The sequence below is a fragment of the Aequorivita sp. IT1183 genome (assembly GCF_058068265.1).
This window is the reverse complement of the sequence record NZ_JBYRHS010000001.1, coordinates 388,155-409,377: the sequence shown is the minus strand read 5'-3', so window position 1 is coordinate 409,377 and position 21,223 is coordinate 388,155. Positions and strand designations below refer to the sequence as shown.

At 38.3% G+C, this 21,223-nt stretch carries 10 protein-coding genes; all 10 read left to right on the top strand.

All coding sequences use genetic code 11. From position 1 onward, the window contains the following. The first annotated feature begins 61 nt into the window (after positions 1-61). The 10 genes from AC3RVF_RS01745 (at position 62) to AC3RVF_RS01700 (ending at position 21,218) form a co-directional block, all read left to right on the top strand. Positions 62-5,707: an alpha-2-macroglobulin family protein gene (locus tag AC3RVF_RS01745; RefSeq protein WP_489692608.1), complete on the top strand. Its 5,646-nt coding sequence runs from the start codon at positions 62-64 to the stop codon at positions 5,705-5,707. Positions 5,708-5,898: 191 nt separating this feature from the next. Beyond that, positions 5,899-6,795 carry a hypothetical protein gene (locus AC3RVF_RS01740; RefSeq protein ID WP_489690358.1) on the top strand — a complete coding sequence of 299 codons (897 nt, stop codon included), beginning with the start codon at positions 5,899-5,901 and terminating at the stop codon, positions 6,793-6,795. 24 nt (positions 6,796-6,819) lie between these two features. Further along, positions 6,820-9,198, top strand: coding sequence for a penicillin-binding protein 1C (pbpC, locus tag AC3RVF_RS01735; protein WP_489692607.1), 2,379 nt, complete (start codon positions 6,820-6,822; stop codon positions 9,196-9,198). Positions 9,199-9,290: 92 nt separating this feature from the next. After that, positions 9,291-9,770, top strand: coding sequence for a GbsR/MarR family transcriptional regulator (locus AC3RVF_RS01730; protein WP_489690360.1), 480 nt, complete (start codon positions 9,291-9,293; stop codon positions 9,768-9,770). A 20-nt stretch (positions 9,771-9,790) separates the two neighbouring features. Then, a complete protein-coding gene (locus AC3RVF_RS01725) occupies positions 9,791-10,927 on the top strand; it encodes an efflux RND transporter periplasmic adaptor subunit (RefSeq protein ID WP_489692606.1) in 1,137 nt (378 codons plus the stop codon). A gap of 20 nt (positions 10,928-10,947) precedes the next feature. Next, positions 10,948-14,133, top strand: coding sequence for an efflux RND transporter permease subunit (locus AC3RVF_RS01720; RefSeq protein WP_489692605.1), 3,186 nt, complete (start codon positions 10,948-10,950; stop codon positions 14,131-14,133). A 40-nt stretch (positions 14,134-14,173) separates the two neighbouring features. Continuing rightward, on the top strand, positions 14,174-15,571 hold the full coding sequence (locus AC3RVF_RS01715; RefSeq protein ID WP_489690363.1) for an efflux transporter outer membrane subunit: 1,398 nt from the start codon (positions 14,174-14,176) through the stop codon (positions 15,569-15,571). 100 nt (positions 15,572-15,671) lie between these two features. After that, the gene (locus AC3RVF_RS01710) at positions 15,672-18,155 is read left to right on the top strand and encodes a beta-mannosidase (protein ID WP_489690364.1); all 2,484 of its coding nucleotides are present in this window, start codon (positions 15,672-15,674) and stop codon (positions 18,153-18,155) included. A gap of 2 nt (positions 18,156-18,157) precedes the next feature. Beyond that, a complete protein-coding gene (locus AC3RVF_RS01705; protein ID WP_489690365.1) occupies positions 18,158-20,449 on the top strand; it encodes a beta-N-acetylhexosaminidase in 2,292 nt (763 codons plus the stop codon). A 43-nt stretch (positions 20,450-20,492) separates the two neighbouring features. Then, positions 20,493-21,218 (top strand): copper homeostasis protein CutC, encoded by a 726-nt coding sequence (locus tag AC3RVF_RS01700; RefSeq protein ID WP_489690366.1) that lies wholly within the window; start codon positions 20,493-20,495, stop codon positions 21,216-21,218. Positions 21,219-21,223 lie beyond the last annotated feature (5 nt).

Sequence of the window (21,223 nt, the reverse complement as noted above, 5' to 3'; positions counted from 1 at the left end):
ACAGTTTTGCTTTGTAAGCATATGAATTTGGCTTATTTTTAAATACTTATAACCATCGCTTATGAAAACCTCACTCAAGGTTCTATCCATTGTTTTATTACTTCTCGTTTTTTCCTGCAAAGACAAAGACAAACACTCCGAAACAGACAACCTTTTCAAATTCAAGGATTATATTTCGTATAACACCTACGGAAACCAATCCATCACAACAGACATTCGTGTTGAACTTGCCAAACCTGTGGAGCAATTTGAGATGACTCAAGAACTTTCGGCAGATGAATATTTGAGTATTTCTCCAAAAACCGGAGGGAAATTTGTAGTTGAAAACGGCAAAACTCTAATTTTTCAACCGGCCGCAAATTTAAATCCAGACACCGAATATACCATAACCGTAAAGTTGAATAAGTTTTATGAAAACATTGCTCCCGAATTTAAATCCTACACGTTCAGTTTTCATACTATTACGCCAAATTTCAAAGTTGAAGTTGGTAAACTTCAAAGCTACAGCAAGCAATGGCAATATGTTGAGGCATCCATTAAGGCTTCAGATGTTATTTCTTTTGAAAAAGCCAAACAATTAGTTTCGGCTTCGCAAGATGGCAAAAATCTTAAGCTGAAATGGTCATTCCAAGAAACAGATGCTAGCTTTTTCAACTTTACAATCGATAGCATTACTCGGAAAATTGAAGATTCGGAAATTCTTATTCAATGGGACGGAAAACCAATCAATGCAGAAAATAAAGGCGAAAATACGTTCGCAATTCCGGGACAAAATAACTTTACAATCGTAGATATTAGTAGCACTTTGGCGCCGGCTGCACTTTTAAGCATCAACTTTTCTGACCCGTTGATTGAAAATCAGGATTTCGCTGGCTTAGTTACTATTGAAAATTTACAGAATTTACAATACGAAGTAAATGGAAACGTTTTAAATGTTTATCCGCCAAACAGAGTAGTCGGCGACGTAAAAGTCACCGTTTTCACTGGAATTAAAAATACCGAAGGTTTCGGCTTAAAAAACGAATTTTCAGAATTGGTGTCTTTTGAACAATTAAAACCCGCCGTGCGGATGATATCAAAAGGCGTGATTCTTCCAAACTCCGCTTCTACGCCCGTTTATTTTGAAGCGGTAAATCTTTCAAAAGTTGACGTTCGCGTAATAAAAATTTACGAAAACAACGTGTTGCAGTTTCTTCAAAGTTATAATTTGAATGACAATAACACCTACGATATTAAACGAGTTGGACGAAGAATAGCTAAAAAAACCATCAATCTTAAAAATGAAGATTTGGGAAATAATGGTAGTTGGAAAGCCTATGCTATCAATCTTTCGGAATATTTTAAAGCAGATCCGGGCGCCATTTATCAATTAGAAATCAGTTTCAAAAAAGATTATATAAGCTATGATTGTGCTGAAACTGCTTCAGAAAATACCGATGAAAATGAAGAAGAAGGCGACGAATATTACGGCGATTACTATGAAGAAGACTCTTATTACGCTACCGATTCTTCCGAAGATGAAGAACTTCGTGAAGAGCGTTATTGGGACAATGAAATTTACCGCTGGAGAAATTACACCTATAATTGGCAGCAGCAGGACAATCCGTGCCATCCCGCATATTATAACGAAGAGCGCGTAGTTACGGCAAATATTCTTGGTTCGGATTTGGGCTTGATTGTGAAAAAAGGCAACAACCGTTCCTATCATTTTTTCGCTACAAACCTAGTTTCGGCGAAAGCTGAGGGTGGGGTGAAAATAAAACTTTTCAATTATCAACAACAACTAATTGAAACCGTAACCACCGAAAGTGATGGTTCTACGCTTTATGATAGCAAAAAAAATGCGGCATTCGCAGTAGCACAGAAAGGCAACAATTTTGCATATATAAAATTGGAAGACGGAAATGCGCTTTCCATGAGTAATTTCGATATTTCCGGGAAAGAATTACAAAAAGGTCTAAAAGGCTACGCTTACACCGAACGCGGCGTTTACCGTCCCGGCGACAGTATTCACTTAACTTTTGTCTTAAACGACAACGCAAATCCGCTTCCCAAAAATCATCCCGTAACACTTTCTGTAACCGACGCCCGAGGAAAATTGGTTCAACGCTCAGTCTTAAATACCATAGGAAACAGTTCCTCCCCTTTTTCAAGAGGAGGTGCCGAAGGCGGAGGGGTTTCGGAGGCTAGGGGGCTGGGAGACTTTTACTATTTCCCAATCGCCACAGACGCATCCGCCCCAACTGGAAATTGGAACGCAACAATAACCGTCGGCGGCGCGCAATTTAGTCACACGTTAAAAGTGGCAACCATAAAACCAAATCGACTAAAAATAAAACTCGATTTTGACGATGAAATTCTAGATGCAACAAAACCCGTAAAAGGAATGGCAAGCGCCACGTGGCTTCACGGATCGCCTGCGCGAAATTTAAAAATCGATATGACGGCCACACTTCGCGCGAGCAATACAGCTTTTCCGAAGTTTCCAAAATATAATTTCACGGATCCTATTCGTAGCTTTAATGAAGTAGAAATCCCAGTTTTGGATACGCAACTTTCTTCGGAAGGCGTTGTTTCTTTTAGCCAAAAGATGGAAGTTGGAAATAATGCACCCGGAATGTTGAAAGCCACTTTTTTAACGAAAGTCTATGAAGGCGGAGGCGACTTTTCAATGGATATTTTTTCAAAAGATTTGGCGCCGTTCACACATTTTGTTGGGTTAAAATCGCCCGAAGCTGGTCGCTACGGTTCTTATTTTACAGATGAAAATACAAATTTTGATGTGGTTTCCGTAGATACTAAAGGCCAAGCTGCCGCTAATCGCGAGCTGGAAGTAAAAGTATTTCAGATTGAATGGCGCTGGTGGTGGAACCGAGGTTCGGATAATCTTTCAACTTATGAAAATTCTACCGTGCATCGTCCAGTTAAAGATTTCACCGTAAAAACTGATGGCAGCGGAAAGGGAAAATTCACCGTAAATATTCCCGATGATGAAGGCGGACGTTATTTAATAAGAGTAATCGATAAACAATCTGGCCACGCAACGGGACGCATCACTTATTTCTATAGAAATTGGTCGCAGCGTCCAAGCGATGGCGATGCGGAAAGCGCAAAAATGTTAGTCTTTTCTGCAGATAAAGAAAAGTATAATGTAGGCGAAGAAGCGTTTATAACGTTTCCTTCGGGAAGCGACGGTCACGCGCTAATTAGCGTTGAGAACGGCACCGAAGTTTTGGCAACGCATTGGATTGAAACCAAAAAAGGAGAAACCAAAGCTGCGATAAAAATTACGAAGGAAATGGCGCCGAATATTTATGTGAATATTTCGCTACTGCAGCCACACAGCCAAACAAAAAACGATTTACCGATGAGGCTTTACGGTGTAATTCCGCTTTTGGTGGAGGATCCTTCAACGGTACTTCACCCAATAATTTCGATGCCCGAAGTATTAAAACCAGAGAAACAATTCACCGTAAAAGTTTCCGAAGAAAAAGGCAAACCAATGACTTACACTTTGGCGATTGTTGATGAAGGTTTACTGGATTTAACGCGCTTTGGAACACCAGATATTCACGAAGCGTTTTACAGTCGCGAAGCTTTGGGTGTAAAAACGTTTGATATGTTTGATTATGTAATTGGTGCTTATTCGGGCAGTGTCGATAATATTTATGCAATTGGTGGTGGCGATGCTGCATTGGGCGCGAAAAACAGAAAAGCAGACCGTTTTAAACCTGTTGTAAAATACCTCGGCCCGTTTGAACTTGCTGCCGGAAAAACCGCATCGCACAATATAATGATGCCAAATTATATCGGTTCCGTTCGCACAATGGTTATTGCGGGCTATAAAACCAAAAGTGCTTACGGCAGTGTTGAAAAAACCACACCCGTACGTACGCCTTTAATGGTCTTGGCTTCGCTTCCGCGGAAATTATCGCCGGGTGAAACCGTTACGCTTCCTGTTACCGTTTTTGCAATGGAAAATAAAGTGAAAACCGCCACAATTACTGTGAAAACTGGCGATGCGTTGAAACCGATAAATGGTTCTTCAAAAACTGTTTCTTTCAACGAACCGGGAGAACAAATTGTAAATTTTGAATTCGAAGTACTTCCAACGAAAGAGTTTCAAACCATAGAAGTAACCGCTTCCGGCAACGGTGAAAAAGCGAGTTACAAAGTTGAAATTGATGTGGAAAATCCGAATCCGATTTCGCAAAAATCTACGCAATACACAATTTCAGAAAATGGCTCACAAACCATCAATTTTGAAACTTTTGGCTTAGCCGGAAGTAATACGGCGACGCTTGAATTTTCAACTTTGCCACCGATGGATTTTGGCAAACGGATGGAATATTTAATTCACTATCCATATGGATGTTTGGAGCAGAGTACTTCTTCTGCATTTCCGCAGTTGTATTTGGCAGATGTTTTCGATATTACTTTCGACAAAAAACAAGTAATTGAAAAAAATGTGAAGGCAACTATTGCTCGTTTGGGCAGATTCCAGCTTTCCAACGGCGGGCTTTCCTATTGGCCCGGCGAACGCGAAGCAGATGAATGGAGCACAACTTATGCGGGTCATTTTATGCTTGAAGCGAAGCAAAAAGGATACGCTTTGCCGATAAGTTTTATGAGTAATTGGTTGCTGTATCAGCAAAATACGGCTCGCCAATGGCGAAATAGTTATGCGGTATATAACTCCAGTTTAACACAGGCTTATAGACTTTACACTTTAGCATTGGCAGGAAAACCTGAATTAGCTGCAATGAACAGACTTCGCGAAAGCAAAGAATTGAGTAACGATGCTAAATGGCGACTGGCTGCGGCTTATGCTTTGGCTGGAAAGAAAAATGTTGCTGAGCAAATTGCACAGTCGGCGAATATTAATTTTGTTCCCCAAAAATCTGACTATTATACGTACGGTTCTCCGTTCAGAAACCGTGTTATGGCTTTGGAAACCATGGTTTTATTGGGCGATCCGAAACAACGTGAAATGGCAATTTCCGTGGCGAAAGATTTGTCTTCGAGAAATTGGTACAACACGCAGGAAACTTCGTATGCTTTAATGACGATGGCAAAAATGGTTGAAAAGAACGGCGGAAAAGCAATGGAACTTACGTTTACAAATGGCGGGAAATCGGTTGAGGTTAAAACCGACCGCGCCATTGCACAACGAGATCTGTCGTTTGTGATGGGAAACAATTCTGTTTCAGTAACCAATAAAAAAGGAAATATTGTTTACGTTTCGCTTTCACAACAAGGGAAATTACCATTAGGAAAAGAACTTGCAGAAAAGCGAAATCTTTCCATAAGATCTGAATATTTGGGTGGTGATGGAAAACCAATCGACGTATCAAAATTGCGACAAGGAACAGAAATAATTGCAAAGGTCAGTATTACCAATACTTCCAACGATTGGATAAATAATGTAGCACTTTCAAAAATATTCCCAAGCGGTTGGGAAATTGTAAACACCAGTTTTAGTGCATTGGGCGGAGGCGCAAGCGGAGACGCACGATATACTGATATTCGCGACGACCGTGTAAACTTCTTCTTCGATTTAAATAGCAATCAAACGAAGACGTTCACTGTGAAACTAAATGCGTCCTATTTAGGAACGTATTATTTGCCCGGAACGCAAGTTGAGGCGATGTATGACAACTCGTATTTTGCACGGAATAAAGGAATGTGGGTAACTGTTGAATTGTAAATCTAGAATTATGACAATTACATTTTGGTTCCTTCCCCTTTTTTAGGGGAAGGTGGATTTTCAAAACTGCCAGAGAGCAGTTTTGAAAAGACGGAAGGGGTAAATGCTATTCTATTTTAACCACTAGTAGGCCACCTTGTAGGTTTACACTCGAAGTGTAATTCTTGCTCAATTTTTTTAATAACTAAACTATGAGATTAGCTGTGTTACTTCTACTTTCGGTTCTTTTCAGTTGTTCTGTTAACAAAAAAACGGAATGCAATTATATTACAGATTACTATCAAACAATTTATAAGGCGGATTACGAATTTGAAACTAAAAATCACCAAAGAGCATTTGATTTGTATCAAACTGCATTTAATTCTTGTGAGCCAATAACAACGCTAGGTTATAATGAAATTGAAAAGTTCGCAGAAACTACTGCTATTTTAAAAAAGCATGAATTGACTTATGAGTTTTTGAAAAAATCAATTCTGAGCGGTTCAGAATTAAGTAGATTTCAAAATAATACAAGTTTTGAAGGATTTCTGGCTTCAAAATACGGGAAGCAATTAGAACTGGAGTACGATACTTTACGTAGTCAGTTTATGGATAAGATGGATTTAAAGTTGAGGGACGAATTAATTTTAATGCGTTATGCTGATCAAGGAGTTAGGAGCAAAGGTTCTGAAGCGGATTGGAAAAAGGTTGACAGCATTGATAAATTGCACGAATTAAGATTGATCGAACTTTTTGAAAGCGTAGGTTTTCCTAATGACGAAATGGTAGGTCCGACTTCATTAGACGGTAGACATATCGATATAGGTCCCATATTGCTTCACACAGATGATAGTATCCGTATGAATTATTTCGTGCCAAAGGTCAGGGAATTTGTGCGAAAAGGCGAGGCATCACCATATTATGTGGGAGCTATGATTGATCAATATTATTACTATCATAAAGAGCCTCAAATTTATGGAACTATTAGAGGTGCAAATATGATAGATGATTTGAAAAAAGTGGATAGTAATAGAATTTCGATTGGTTTAGCACCATTGGACCTACAACAAAAAAAGGATAGTTTAAATAAAATTAAGTATGGATTTTAGAGCGGAGACTGATGTAGAAATAATATGAATAATAAAACCGTTTTCTTCCTTAAAACCCACAAAATAAAACTCAGTATCGCGCTAGTTTTATTTATGGTTTGGCTCTTCTGCCTTCCTTCGCCATTATTTGATGTTCCCACCGCAACCGTTGCGGAAAGTAGCAGCGGGCAAATGCTTGGTGCTCGAATTGCCGATGACGGTCAGTGGCGATTTCCGCAAATGGATTCAGTACCAGACCGCTTTGAAAAATGTATTCTTTATTTTGAAGACGAGCATTTTTATTGGCATCCCGGCTTTAATCCGGTTTCCATTTCAAAAGCACTTTGGAATAATCTCACCACAGATTCCCGTCGCGGCGGAAGTACGATTACCCAACAAGTAATCCGTCTTTCCAGGCAAAATAAAGGGCGAACTTATTTTGAAAAACTAATTGAAATTTTTCAAGCCACGCGTTTGGAAGCGGGTTTTAAAAAGAAATCGATTTTGAATTTATACGCTTCGTATTCGCCTTTCGGAGGAAATGTGGTTGGGTTGGAAACTGCGTCTTGGCGTTATTTTGGGCTTCCTGCCAGCGATTTAAGTTGGGGACAATCGGCTGCGTTAGCGGTTCTTCCAAATGCGCCTTCACTTATTTTTCCTGGGAAAAACGAAGAAATTTTAAAGCAAAAAAGAGATGCTTTATTGCTGAAACTTTTCAAAAATGAAGTAATTGATGAAACTACCTATCAATTAGCTTTGGATGAGAAACTACCCGGAAAACCGTTGCCTTTACCAGAATATGCACCTCATATAACTGAAAAAATACGAAAGGAACATCGCGGCAAACGCATTGAAACTACAATCGATTTTTCACTTCAACAAAAGGTGAACAATATCGTGAAAGAGCAGCATTATCAGTTGGCTCAAAACCAAATCCACAATCTCGCTGTATTGGTAATGGACGTAAACACGCGTGAAGTTTTGGCTTATGTGGGCAATTCGCCAACTACTCGAGAGCACAATAATTATGTAGATATCATCGAAAAACCGCGAAGCACAGGTAGTATTTTAAAACCATTTCTTTTTGCTTCAATGCTCGATGCGGGCGAAATTCTCCCGAATACATTGGTGGCCGATATTCCAACTACAGTAAATGGATATACTCCAGAAAATTTCGACAAACAATTTAATGGGGCAGTCCCAGCAAGCGTGGCACTTTCGCGTTCGCTAAATATTCCAGCGGTGAGAATGTTGCGTAATTTCGGTTTACAGCGTTTTTATAATATTCTTGGAAAAATGAATCAAAGAACCGTGGACAAACCTGCAGATTATTATGGATTGTCACTGATTTTGGGCGGTGCGGAAAGCAGTTTATGGGATATAACGAAAGCCTATGCAGGAATGGCTTCAACCTTAAATTTCTTCAACATTTCTTCCAGCGAATACCGAAAGAATGAATTTATGGAACCTGTTTATGTGTATGAACACGAAGAAATTGATTTCGGAAAAATTCAGCAAAAACCTTCCGTTTGGAATGCAGGAGCAATTTATGAAACCTTCGATGCAATGGAAAAAGTGAACCGCCCCAGCGGTGAGGAAAATTGGGAATTTTTCACAAGTAGTCAGCCGTTGGCGTGGAAAACAGGAACGAGTTACGGTTTTAAAGATGCGTGGGCAGTTGGTGTAACACCGAAATACGCAATAGGCGTTTGGGTTGGAAATGCCGATGGCGAAGGTCGTCCGGGTTTAACGGGAATTCAAGCTGCGGCACCTGTGTTGTTCGATGTTTTGAATGTTTTGCCACAAAGTGGTTGGTTCAACATTCCGTACGATGAATTGGTTGAGGTTGAAATCTGTACCAAAAGCGGCCATCTCGCCGGACTTTTTTGTGATGAAATAAAAATGGAATGGATTCCAAAAAACGGCGCGCGAACCGAAGCTTGTCCGTACCACCAAACTGTATTTTTATCCCGAGGTATCGGGACGGAGAATTATCGGGTTAATTCTTCGTGCTATCCGCTTTCGGAAATGGTTCAAAAAAACTGGTTTGTGTTACCGCCAGTTATGGAATACTACTACGCATCGCTTCACCCAGAATATCATCCTTTGCCGCCTTTTGCGCCCAATTGTTTGCAGGAAGGCGAAAAATTAATGGCGTTTATTTATCCGAAAAAAAATGAAGCGGTTTTACTTCCAAAGAACTTTGACGAAAATGTGAACGAGGTTATTTTCAAACTCGCACATCGTACGCCAGAGAATACTGTGTATTGGTATTTGGATTCAGAATATATCGGTAAAACGGAAACTTTTCATGAATTGGCTGTTTCACCCAAACCAGGGAAATATATGTTAACGGCAACCGACCAAGACGGCAACGAACTTCGAGAGTCAATCGAGATAAAATCTGCTTCAGAAACCCACTAAATTTTATTTAACAAAAACTTAATACTGGTTAGTTCGGATGATTCCGAACTAAACGTACTTTTGTGCCCACATAATAATTCATAATTCATATTTTGACAAAAAAAGAAAACTTAATTGAGAAATTGGGTGTGCACATTGAGGGTAAGGAACAAATCGCCCCATTGGCCGCGAGAATTCTTTCTACCTTAATTTTGACTGGTAAAAAGGGTGTGACTTTTGAATCTTTGGTTTGTGAACTCAGTGCAAGCAAAAGTACAATTTCAACACATTTAACCACATTACAGGCTGCAAACCGCATAACATATCACACTAAATGCGGTGATCGCAAAAAATATTTCACACTTGTTCCAGACGCAATGATAAATTCAATGAGCGTAATGCTTAAAAATTGGAAAAATGAACGCGTTTTGCATCTTGAAATAATGGAATATAAAAAGGAGATCAATTCAGAACTTCCAACGGATTGTCCTGAAATTTTCGATATGGAATTTCACAAAGATTATGTGGAATTTCTTTCGCAAGCAAGTGCATCCATTGAAAAAATTCAAAAAAAACTTACTGAAAAGCAATAATTCGACTAATAAAATCAACAATGAAAAAGAAAAATTTAATTTATTCCCTTGCCTTAGTTTTAGGGTTTTTACTAATGCTAACTTCTTGTGGTGACGACAAGAGTGCGCAACAAGCTCAAGGTGCACCCCAGGCTCCAACATTGCCTGTAGTAACAATTCCAACTAAAACAGTGACGGCATTTACTACGTATCCCGCAAGTATTGAGGGAATTGTAAATAGCCAAGTAAACGCAAAAATTTCGGGTTACATTACAGATGTTCTTGTGGATGAAGGCCAAAAAGTAAGAAAAGGTCAAACTCTTTTCCGTCTGGAAACTCAGACTTTGAGCCAAGATGCTGCCGCCGCAAGTGCAAATGTGAATGCTGCCCAAGTTGAGGTTGATAAATTAAAACCTTTGGTTGACAAAAATATAATCAGCAACGTACAACTTGAAACCGCAAAAGCGAAACTTCAACAAGCTAAAAGTGGCTACAATAGCATTGCAGCAAACATTGATTACGGAAATATAAAAAGTCCTGTAGATGGTTATGTGGGCTCAATTAATCTTCGGAAAGGTGCTTTGGTGAGCCCTTCATCACAAATTCCGATGACAACGGTTGCAGACATCAGTAAAGTGTACGCTTATTTTGCAATGAATGAAAAGGAATATTTAGACTTTATTCTGAATGCAGAAGGAAAAACGATTGAAGAAAAAATAAAAAACCTTCCAAAAGTGCAGTTACTGTTGGCAAACGGAAGTCTTTACGAAGAAGAAGGAACCATTGAAACTATCAATTCACAAGTAAATGCAAATACAGGTTCTATTACTTTTAGAGCTGTTTTTGACAATCCTTCGCGCATTTTAACGAATGGAAATAGTGGAAAAATTAAACTTCCAAAAGTATTTACAGATGCCGTGATTGTTCCTCAAGAAGCTACTTATGAGCAACAAGGAAGTTTCTATGTTTATAAAGTTGGGGAAGATGGAATGGCAACTTCAACCAGAATTGAAAAAAATGCTGAAGTTGGAAACCTTTATGTTATTACTTCTGGATTGCAGAAAGGCGATAAAATTGTAGCGAAAGGCGCTAATAAACTACGCGGTAATTCAAAAATAAACCCACAGGAAATGCCTTTTGACAGCATTGCCAAACCTATCGAAAAAGTTTTTAGATAACCCTTCATAAGAAAAAAACCATGCTAAAAACATTCATAGACAGACCCGTACTATCGACGGTTATCTCGATAATTATAGTAATTCTTGGAGTTTTGGGACTATCTAATCTACCCATTACACAATATCCAGATATTGCACCGCCAACTATTCAGGTAAATGCTACTTACCCAGGGGCAAACGCTGAAACGATTCTAGAAAGTGTAATAATTCCACTGGAAGAGCAAATAAATGGGGTGGAAGGAATGACTTATTTAACTTCTACTGCCACAAACAACGGTACAGCTTCCATTAGCGTATTTTTTGATCAAGATGTGGATCCAGATATTGCTGCGGTTAACGTACAAAATAGGGTGGCACGAGCCAATCCTTTATTGCCACAGGCAGTTATTCAAACAGGGGTTACAACTTCAAAACAACAGACTAGTGCATTGATGTTCCTTTCGTTTTATAGTGAAAACAAGGATTATGATGACACCTTTCTTCAAAATTATTTAAAAATAAACGTAATTCCTGAATTACAAAGGGTAAATGGTGTTGGAGATGTAACAGTTTTTGGAGGAAAAGATTATTCGATGCGCATCTGGCTGAACCCACAAAAACTTGCTGCTTATAGTTTGATGCCCACTGACGTTATTGCTGCTTTACAAGAACAAAGTCTTGAAGCTGCTGCCGGGTCTTTAGGTGAAAATAATGGTGAAGCATTTTCATATACTATTAAATATCCAGGCCGCTATAAAACCGAACAACAGTACAGTGACATTGTAATAAAAGCATTGGGCAACGGTGAATTTTTGAAATTGAGTGATGTGGCCAAAATTGAATTAGGGGCACAATCTTATTCCGGAGGTTCCGTAACTAACGGGTATCCTGCAGTGAATATGGGTATTTTTCAGACCAAAGGTTCCAATGCACAGGAAATTATTGATGCCATAAAGGTTGAGCTAGCAAGCGTAGAACGCGACTTGCCAGATGGAATCACTTATTATATTCCTTACGATACCAATAACTTTTTGAATGCTTCCATAGAAAAGGTGGTAATGACTTTAGTTGAAGCATTCCTTTTGGTTTTCTTAGTTGTTTTTATCTTTTTACAAGATTTCCGTTCAACTTTAATTCCAGCTATTGCGGTTCCAGTATCGATTATTGGAACGTTTTTCTTTCTGAATTTATTTGGATACTCTATTAACTTGTTGACGCTTTTCGCATTGGTTCTTGCAATTGGTATTGTGGTGGATGATGCAATCGTCGTCGTCGAGGCAGTCCATTCAAAGATTGATGAAGGAGAAAAGAGTGCCAAAAAGGCTTCTTTGAAGGCAATGCACGAAATTTCGGGAGCTATTATTTCTATTACATTGGTGATGGCTGCTGTGTTTATTCCAGTGACTTTTATTAAAGGGCCAACGGGAGTGTTTTACGAACAATTTGGGGTTACACTTATTGTTGCTATTATTATTTCTGCAGTAAATGCCTTAACGTTGACGCCAGCTTTGAGTGCGCTGTTTTTAAAGGGACACGATGACAAACAGAACAGTAAAAAACCAGGATTTATACAGAAATTTTTCAACGGTTTCAACAGTGGTTTTAAAGCAACTGTAAATCGTTATGGCAGATCGGTTCATTTTCTTTACAGACATAAATGGATCACTGTGCTTATTTTAATTTTGGCCGTTTTAGGTATTTGGTGGTCTTCTGCAACGCTCAAAACAGGTTTTGTGCCTGATGAAGATCGTGGAATTATCTTTATGAATGTGGAACTTCCAGCAGGTTCTTCAGTTGATAGAACACACGAGGTTAACCAAATTCTTTACTCCAAAATTAAAGACTTACCGGGAGTGCAAGGAGCATCTGTAATTGATGGACGAAGTTTAATTAGTGGCGCAGGAAGTAATTATGGTCTTGGATTTATTAGACTTGATAACTGGGCAGATCGTGAAGATGAATCACTTTCCGTGCAAGCAATAACGGGTCAACTTTTCGGAATTGCAGCCCAAATTCCTGAGGCCCAGATTATCTTCTTTTCACCCCCAAGTATTCCAGGTTTTGGAAACTCGGCCGGAGCAGAAGTGAACTTATTGGATCGTTCGGGAGGAAGCTTTTCCGATTTAGATCAGGCCAATCAAGAATTTATTGCGAAGCTAACCGCAAGACCCGAAGTTCAATATGCGCAATCATCATTCAACACGCGCTATCCACAATACGAAATGACGCTGAATGTACCTTTAGCAAAAGAGGTTGGCGTTTCGGTGCAAAGTATTTTTGCAACACTTCAAGGATATATAGGAAGTGTATTTGCAGCAGATTTTTCCCGCTTCGGAAAGCAATATCGTGTTTATGTACAGGCTTTACCAGAAGATAGAGCCACTGAAAGTGATTTAAATAGCATTTACGTGCGCACCGCAAGTGGTGAAATGACACCGATAACGCAATTCGTAACACTGAAAAAAGTTTATGGCCCGCAATCGGTAACGCGATTCAACCTTTTTAATTCAACAAAGATTACAGCCGCTACTGCTCCAGGATTTAGTACAGGTGATGTTATTAATGCTGTGGAAGAAGTAAAACAAACGTTGCCAAGTAATTTTGATATTGCTTATTCTGGATTGACTTTGGAAGAAAAAAACGCCGGAAACCAAACAACAACCATTTTTATTCTGTCGCTGGTGTTCGTTTACTTTTTACTCGCAGCACAATATGAAAGTTATTTATTGCCCTTTTCGGTATTACTTTCTTTACCCGTCGGAGTTTTTGGAGCATATGTTACAACGCAACTCATGGGGCTGCAAAATAATATCTATTTCCAGATAGCTTTAATAATGCTTATTGGGCTCTTGGCGAAAAATGCAATTCTTATAGTAGAATTTGCTTTACAGCGAAGAAAACACGGTGAGTCTATCGTTGATGCCGCCATTGAAGGTGCTGAAGCTAGATTACGTCCAATTTTGATGACATCTTTCGCCTTTATTTTTGGATTAATGCCGTTGGTACTTTCTAATGGAGTAGGTGCAGCAGGTAACCGTTCTATTGGTACGGGTGCCGTTGGTGGACTCTTAGTTGGAACTATTTTAGGAGTATTCGTGATTCCAATTCTGTTTATATTCTTCCAATGGTTACAAGAAAAAATTACGGGAGCGCCTACAGACAATGAAGAGTTGCTGGATATTGAAACTGGCGATAAATTAATTGAAAATACTGATAACAATGAATAATCAAATAAATTCATCCTTAAAAGACCATAAAACCAAACAGATGAAAACGAATAGAATTTATTCATTGCTGTTAATAATAGGCGTTCCACTTCTGCTCGTTTCCTGCTTTGCGGCAAAAGATTACGAACGGCCAGAAGTTGTAAACGAAGCAAATTACAGAACAGATAACCTTCCGCAGGATACTTTAAGCATTGCAACGGTTTCTTGGAAAGAGTTGTTTACAGATCCTTCGCTTCAAAGTTATATTGAAGAAGGATTGAATAACAATATTGATATTCGTGTTGCCCTTCAGCAAATTCGAATTGCAGAAGCTTATGTAAAACAGGGCAAGGCAAGTTATTTTCCATCGCTGAGCGGAAAGGGACAATACACGCATCAAGAATTTTCGAGTGGAAGTCAGTTTGGGAGCCAGTTTTCATCTTTAGATCAATATGAATTAAGCGGAAGTCTTTCCTGGGAAGCAGATATTTGGGGAAAAATTCGCAGTAATGATCGTGCTTATCAAGCTACATACCTTCAAAGTGTTGCAGCCCACCAAGCAGTAAAAAGTAGATTGATTGCAAATATCGCTTCTGTATATTATCAATTGTTGTCACTCGATGAACAGATTCGTGTAACCGAAGAGACTATTGAAACGCGCGCTAAAGGTTTAGAAACCACACAAGCGCTAAAGGAAGCCGGAAACCTTACCGAAGTAGGCGTAAAACAGACGGAAGCCCAATTATACACAGCACAGGGAATTTTAATCGATTTAAAAAACCAAACGCGTTTAATGGAAAACACAATGTCCATTTTATTGGGAAATGCGCCGCAGGAAATTACCCGTGGAGCGTTAGAGAATCAAGTAATAAATACACCTTTAAACACTGGAGTTCCCACACAATTATTAAGAAACCGCCCAGATATTATTGAAGCTGAATTCAGTTTAATGAATGCCTTTGAACTTACAAATGCCGCACGCGCAAGTTTTTACCCAACATTAACGCTTTCGGCAAGTGGTGGCTTGCAAAATCTTGAAATTGATAAGCTATTTAATGCTAATTCATTATTCGCAACTATCATCGGGGGTTTAACGCAGCCTATTTTTAACAAGCGTCAAATACGTACACAGTACGAAGTTTCGCAAGCCAAGCAAGAGCAAGCATATTTAGATTTTAGATATGCAATTATTAATGCCAGCAAAGAGGTTTCGGACGCATTGTACAATTATGAATCAGCCACAGAAAAAATAGAGGTGAAGCAAAAAGAATACAACGCCTATAATTTGGCAACTGGTTATTCTGAAGATCTTTTAAATAGTGGCTTCGCTAACTATTTAGAAGTGTTGACTGCGCAGGAAAATGCTTTAAATTCTAGTTTAAATTTAATAAACGCAAAAAATATCCAACTTCAATCCATCGTAGATTTATACGAAGCTTTGGGTGGTGGTTGGCAATAGTTTTTTTCATTGTTTTTATTGTTGATTGTAAATCTGTCTTGAATTTTTTTCAAGGCAGATTTTTTTTATGTGCTATTTTTAAAACAGCTATTTTAGTTGAATGAGAAAAATGCAATACGCTTTTTTTATAATTTTAATTTCCCTCCTTTCTTGTGAAGAAAAGCCCAACGAAACACTTTCACTAAATGAAGGTTGGCAATTCTCTGAAACGGAAAAGAGAGATTGGCAAACTGCAGAAGTACCGGGAACAGTACAAGCAGATTTGCTGAGGTTGGGAGAAATTCCCGACCCATTTTTAAAGAATAACGAAGACTCCATTCAATGGATTTCTACTAAAAACTGGCAGTTTAAAAAACAATTTTTCGTTTCCGAAGAAATTTTAAAACGAACAAAACATTTCTTGAAGTTTGAAGGTTTAGATACCTACGCCGAAGTTTTTCTAAACGATAGTTTAATTCTTTCCGCAAACAACGCCTTCCGAAGTTGGGAGTTAGATATTAGTGATGCCTTAAAAGCTGAAAACGAACTTTTGGTCATTTTTAAAAGCCCGGATTCAATAGAAAAAATTGAGGCCGAAAAGCTCAATTATCAACTGCCCGAAGGCAACCGCGTTTTCACCCGAAAACCACAATATCAGTATGGTTGGGATTGGGCACCAACCATAAAAACAATGGGCATTTGGCGTGATGTTTCATTGATTAGTTATAATATTGGGCGATTAAAAGACACTTTTCTTCAAACAAAATCTATCAACGATACAGTAGCAGAAATAGTTGCTGCGTTTGAAATTGAAACAGTAAAAGAGGAAGAAATAAGCGTTCAAATTACAAATAAAAACACCTCCGAAACTTTTGCTTCAACCTTTAAAACCAAAGCGGGACAAAACGAATATCAAATACCTTTTAAAGTAAAAAACCCAAAATTTTGGTGGACATATAATTTGGGTGAACCCTTTTTATATGACATTCAAATTGAGCTGAAACACAATAAAACTGTATTAGAAACCCATTCAAAAAAACTCGGAATACGCTCTATTGAATTGATAACAGAAAAAGATTCCAAAGGCGAAAGTTTTTATTTCAAACTGAACGGAAAACCCGTTTATATGAAAGGCGCCAACTACGTTCCCCAACAAATGCTGGAAGGGAAGGTAAACCAGCAAAAATTTTCAAAACTCATTGATGATGCAGTTGATGCAAATATGAATATGCTTCGTGTTTGGGGCGGAGGAATTTATGAAGACGATTATTTCTACGAATTGTGTGATGAAAAAGGAATTTTAATTTGGCAGGATTTTATGTTCGCTTGCGCCATGTATCCCGGCGATGCGGCATTTTTGGAGAACGTAAAACAGGAAGCCATTCAAAATATAAAACGCTTGCGAAACCATCCAAGTATTGCGCTTTGGTGCGGGAATAATGAAAATAGCGAAGGTTGGCAGCGTTGGGGATGGCAAGACGATAAAACCGAAGCACAAAAGCAAGAAATTTGGGAAGTTTATTACGCTGTTTTTAATCATATTTTGCCGCGCGCAGTGGACAGTTTAAACCCGAGTGTATCCTATTGGGAGAGTTCCCCAAAATATGGTCGTGGCGATAAACGCTATCAGTTTGAAGGCGATGCGCACGACTGGTGGGTTTGGCACGACGGCTATCCATTTGAGCATTTTGAAGAAGAAGTACCGCGGTTTATGAGCGAGTTTGGGTTTCAGTCTTTCCCGAGTGTTAAAACCATTCAGTACGCAACTGGAAGAGATTCGGTTATAATGAATGATCCACTTTTTGCAAACCATCAAAAGCATTCTCGTGGCTTTAAAATTATTGAAGATTATATGGCGCGCGACTTCCCAATTCCACAGAATGCAGCGGACTACGTTTATATGAGCCAACTTTTGCAAGCCTATGGAATTACAAAAGGAATCCACGCCCAGCGCCGGGCCAAACCCTATAATATGGGAACGCTTTACTGGCAATTAAACGATTGTTGGCCGGCCGTATCGTGGTCGAGTATTGACTATTTGGGCAATTGGAAAGCACTTCATTATAAAGCAAAAAAAGCTTTTGGAAATGTTTTGGTTTCTACGGAAGTAAAAAATAATTCTTTGAAAATATTTTTGGTGAACGATACTTTTGAAACTATTAAAGATTCACTTTATTTGAAGTTAATGGATTTCGATGGAAAGGTAATTTATGAAAAACAGATCATAGCCGAAAGCCTTGAAAACAGTAGTAAAATCCTTTTTTCACTTCCTTTGAAAACTTTAGAATTTGATAAATCATTTAGTGTTTTAAAAATCGATTTCGGGCAAAGTGAATATTTGCATTATTTTGCGAAACCGAAAGATTTGAAGTTGAAGAGCGCTGAAATTGAAACCAAAATCGAAAAGGTAAAAGAAGGATTTTTGGTAACTCACAACTCAAAAACTTTACAGAAAGACGTATTTTTAACAACAGATGAGAACGGAAAATTTGAAGATAATTTCTTTGATTTATTACCAAATAGACCAAAAACAATTCTTTTTTCTACCGAAAGCAAGACTGCACCAACACTGGAATATAAAGCCATAAACCAATTTAAAAAATAGCGATGCGAAAAAATCTTTTCTTTTTCATATTTATAATTTCCATTGGAATGTTTTCGCAGAACAATGAAATCACACTAATTCCAAAACCCCAGCAAATAGAACTTGGCAACGGAACTTTTACCATTGATAAAAACACAACAATTTATTTTGAAACGAAATTTGAGATAGCAGGAAATTTTTTAAATGATTTTCTTCAAAATGGCGTTGGATTTTCACTTATAAAAACTTCAGAAAAAGAGGCTAATATAGTTTTCGAAAAAGATGCTACCCAACCTTCCGAAGGGTATTTTTTAAATATTTCAAATTCAAAAATCTATATAAAAGCTAGTCATGCGAGTGGCGCTTTTTATGCAATTCAGACTTTAAGGCAATTGCTTCCGACGGAATTGGAACAAAAAACATCAAAGCAGAATATTAGTTATTCTCTTCCTCAATTAACAATTACAGACTTTCCAAAATTTCAATATCGCGGAATGCATTTAGACGTTTCCCGACATTTTTTCGATAAGGAATTTGTAAAAAAATACATTGCAAATCTCGCATTGCTCAAAATGAATTATTTTCATTGGCATCTTACGGACGACCAAGGTTGGCGGGTTGAAATAAAGAAATATCCAGAGCTTACTTCAAAAGGTGCTTTTCGCGAAGAAACGTTAATTGGTCATTATAATGACAGTCCACAAAAATACGACGGCGAGCGCTACGGCGGTTTTTATACGCAGGAAGACATAAAAGAAGTGGTTGCCTTTGCCGCAACCCAAAACGTAACTATTATTCCAGAAATTGAAATGCCTGGCCACGCACAGGCTGCCATTAGTTCGTATCCTGAATTGGGTTGTACGGGCAAACAGATTCCCGTTGCAACCACTTGGGGCGTTTTTGATGATATTTTTTGCCCAAAAGAAGAAACTTTCACCTTTTTAGAAAATGTTTTAAGTGAAGTTATTCCTTTGTTTCCTGGGGAATATATTCACATTGGTGGCGACGAGGCGCCAAAAATTCAATGGAAAAATTGTGCCCACTGCCAGAAATTAATAAAGGACAAAAACTTAAACGATGAACACGGTTTGCAGAGTTATTTCATTCAACGGATTGAAAAATTTGTGAATAGTAAAGGAAAAAAAATAATTGGATGGGACGAAATTTTGGAAGGCGGTCTTGCGCCAAACGCAACGGTAATGTCGTGGCGCGGTATGCAGGGCGGGATTGATGCTGCAAAACAAAAACACAACGTAATTATGACGCCTACTTCGCATTCGTATTTTGATTATTATCAAAGCGATAACGCAGATGAACCTGTGGCGATTGGCGGTTTTCTTCCGTTGAAAAAAGTGTATTCTTTTAATCCAATTCCCAAAGAATTAAATGCTGAAGAATCAAAATATATTCTCGGCGCCCAGGCCAATTTGTGGACAGAATATATTCCTAATGAACAGCAAGTGGAATATATGGTTTTTCCGAGAATCCTTGCAATGAGTGAAGTTACGTGGAACGGTCCTTCAGAAAATTTTGAAAAGGATTACCCAAATTTTGTTTCTCGTGTTGAAGGTTTTATGCCGCGTTTGGATGCTTTGAATATTAATTACGCAAACCATTTATACGAAATTGAAGGCAATATTTTGAAAACTGACGCCAAAGTTTTTTATGAAATGACTACGCCAACAGCGGGAAAAGAGATTCGATTTACTTTAAATGATTCTAAAAGTGAAGTTTATTCGAAACCCATTTTGATTGAAGAAAGTTCAAAAATTACGGCAAACGTTTTTAAAAACGGTGCAAAAGTGGGAAGCGATTTTTCTGAAGAAATAAAATATCACAAAGGAATTACAGCAAAAATCTCATTGAACGTAACGCCGAATCCTGCGTATGCCGCTGGAGGAAAAGAAGCTTTAATTAACGGAATTGAGGGTAGTGATTCGCGCTACGGCGATAAAGAATGGCTGGGGTTTTGGGGCGATAATTTGGAGATTACAATTGATTTTGGAAAGGAAATTGAAATCAATTCCGTCAACCTTCGATTTTATGATGCGCCTGGACAGTGGATTCACGCACCGAAAGAGGTTATAAGTTTTTGCTTTAATCCGGAAGGAAAAAAGTTCACTAGTTCCACCAAATATTTGCAAAATCTACAACCAAATATAAAAGCGGTAAAAGTTGATTTATCCATTAAAAATAAACCTTATACAACCAGTGTTGTGCATGTTAAAATTCCAAATTACGGAACTATTCCCGAAGGCCAACAAGGCGCGGGCAACAAAGCATGGACATTTATTGACGAAATTATTATAGAATGAGGTTTCGACTGCGCTTAACCTGACATTAAAATTTATTATAAATATGATTATAGAAATATGTGCAAACAGTTTTGAAAGCGCCCAAGCTGCGCAACTTGCTGGCGCAAACCGAATAGAACTTTGCACTGAACTTTCAGTGGGCGGCCTTACGCCAAGCCACGGTTTGATTGAAAAAGTTGTTTCGGAATTGGAGATTCCAACCCACGTTTTAATCCGTCCGCGAAGTGGAAATTTTACGTATTCCGAAGAAGAATTGGATGTAATGTTGAAAGACATTGCCTTCTGCAAAAAGTTGGGTTGTGCAGGAATTGTAAGCGGATTTTTAACTTCAGAAAACAAAATCGATATTGAAAAAACGAAACAGTTAATTACGGCTTCCGATGGAATGGAATTTACCTTTCACCGAGCGTTTGATTGGGTTGAAAATCCTTTGGAAGAACTTCAAAATTTAATCAATTTAAAAGTGAATAGATTGCTTTCTTCGGGACAAAAACCGTCAGCAATTGAAGGAATTTCACTTTTGAAAGAGGTTTTAAACAATTCAAAAGGAGAAATAGAAATTATGCCTGGCGGCGGAATTAATTTAGAAAACGCCTTAAAATTTAAAGAAGCTGGATTTAAAAGCATTCATCTTTCCGCAACAACAAAAAAGCAAATGCTTCCTAAAAAACCTAATGTTTCAATGCACGGCGAAGCTTTTTTTGAAGAGGGAATTGTGGCAACTTCAGATGTTGAAACAATTGTGAAAATTAGTCAACTTTTGAATTAGCAAAC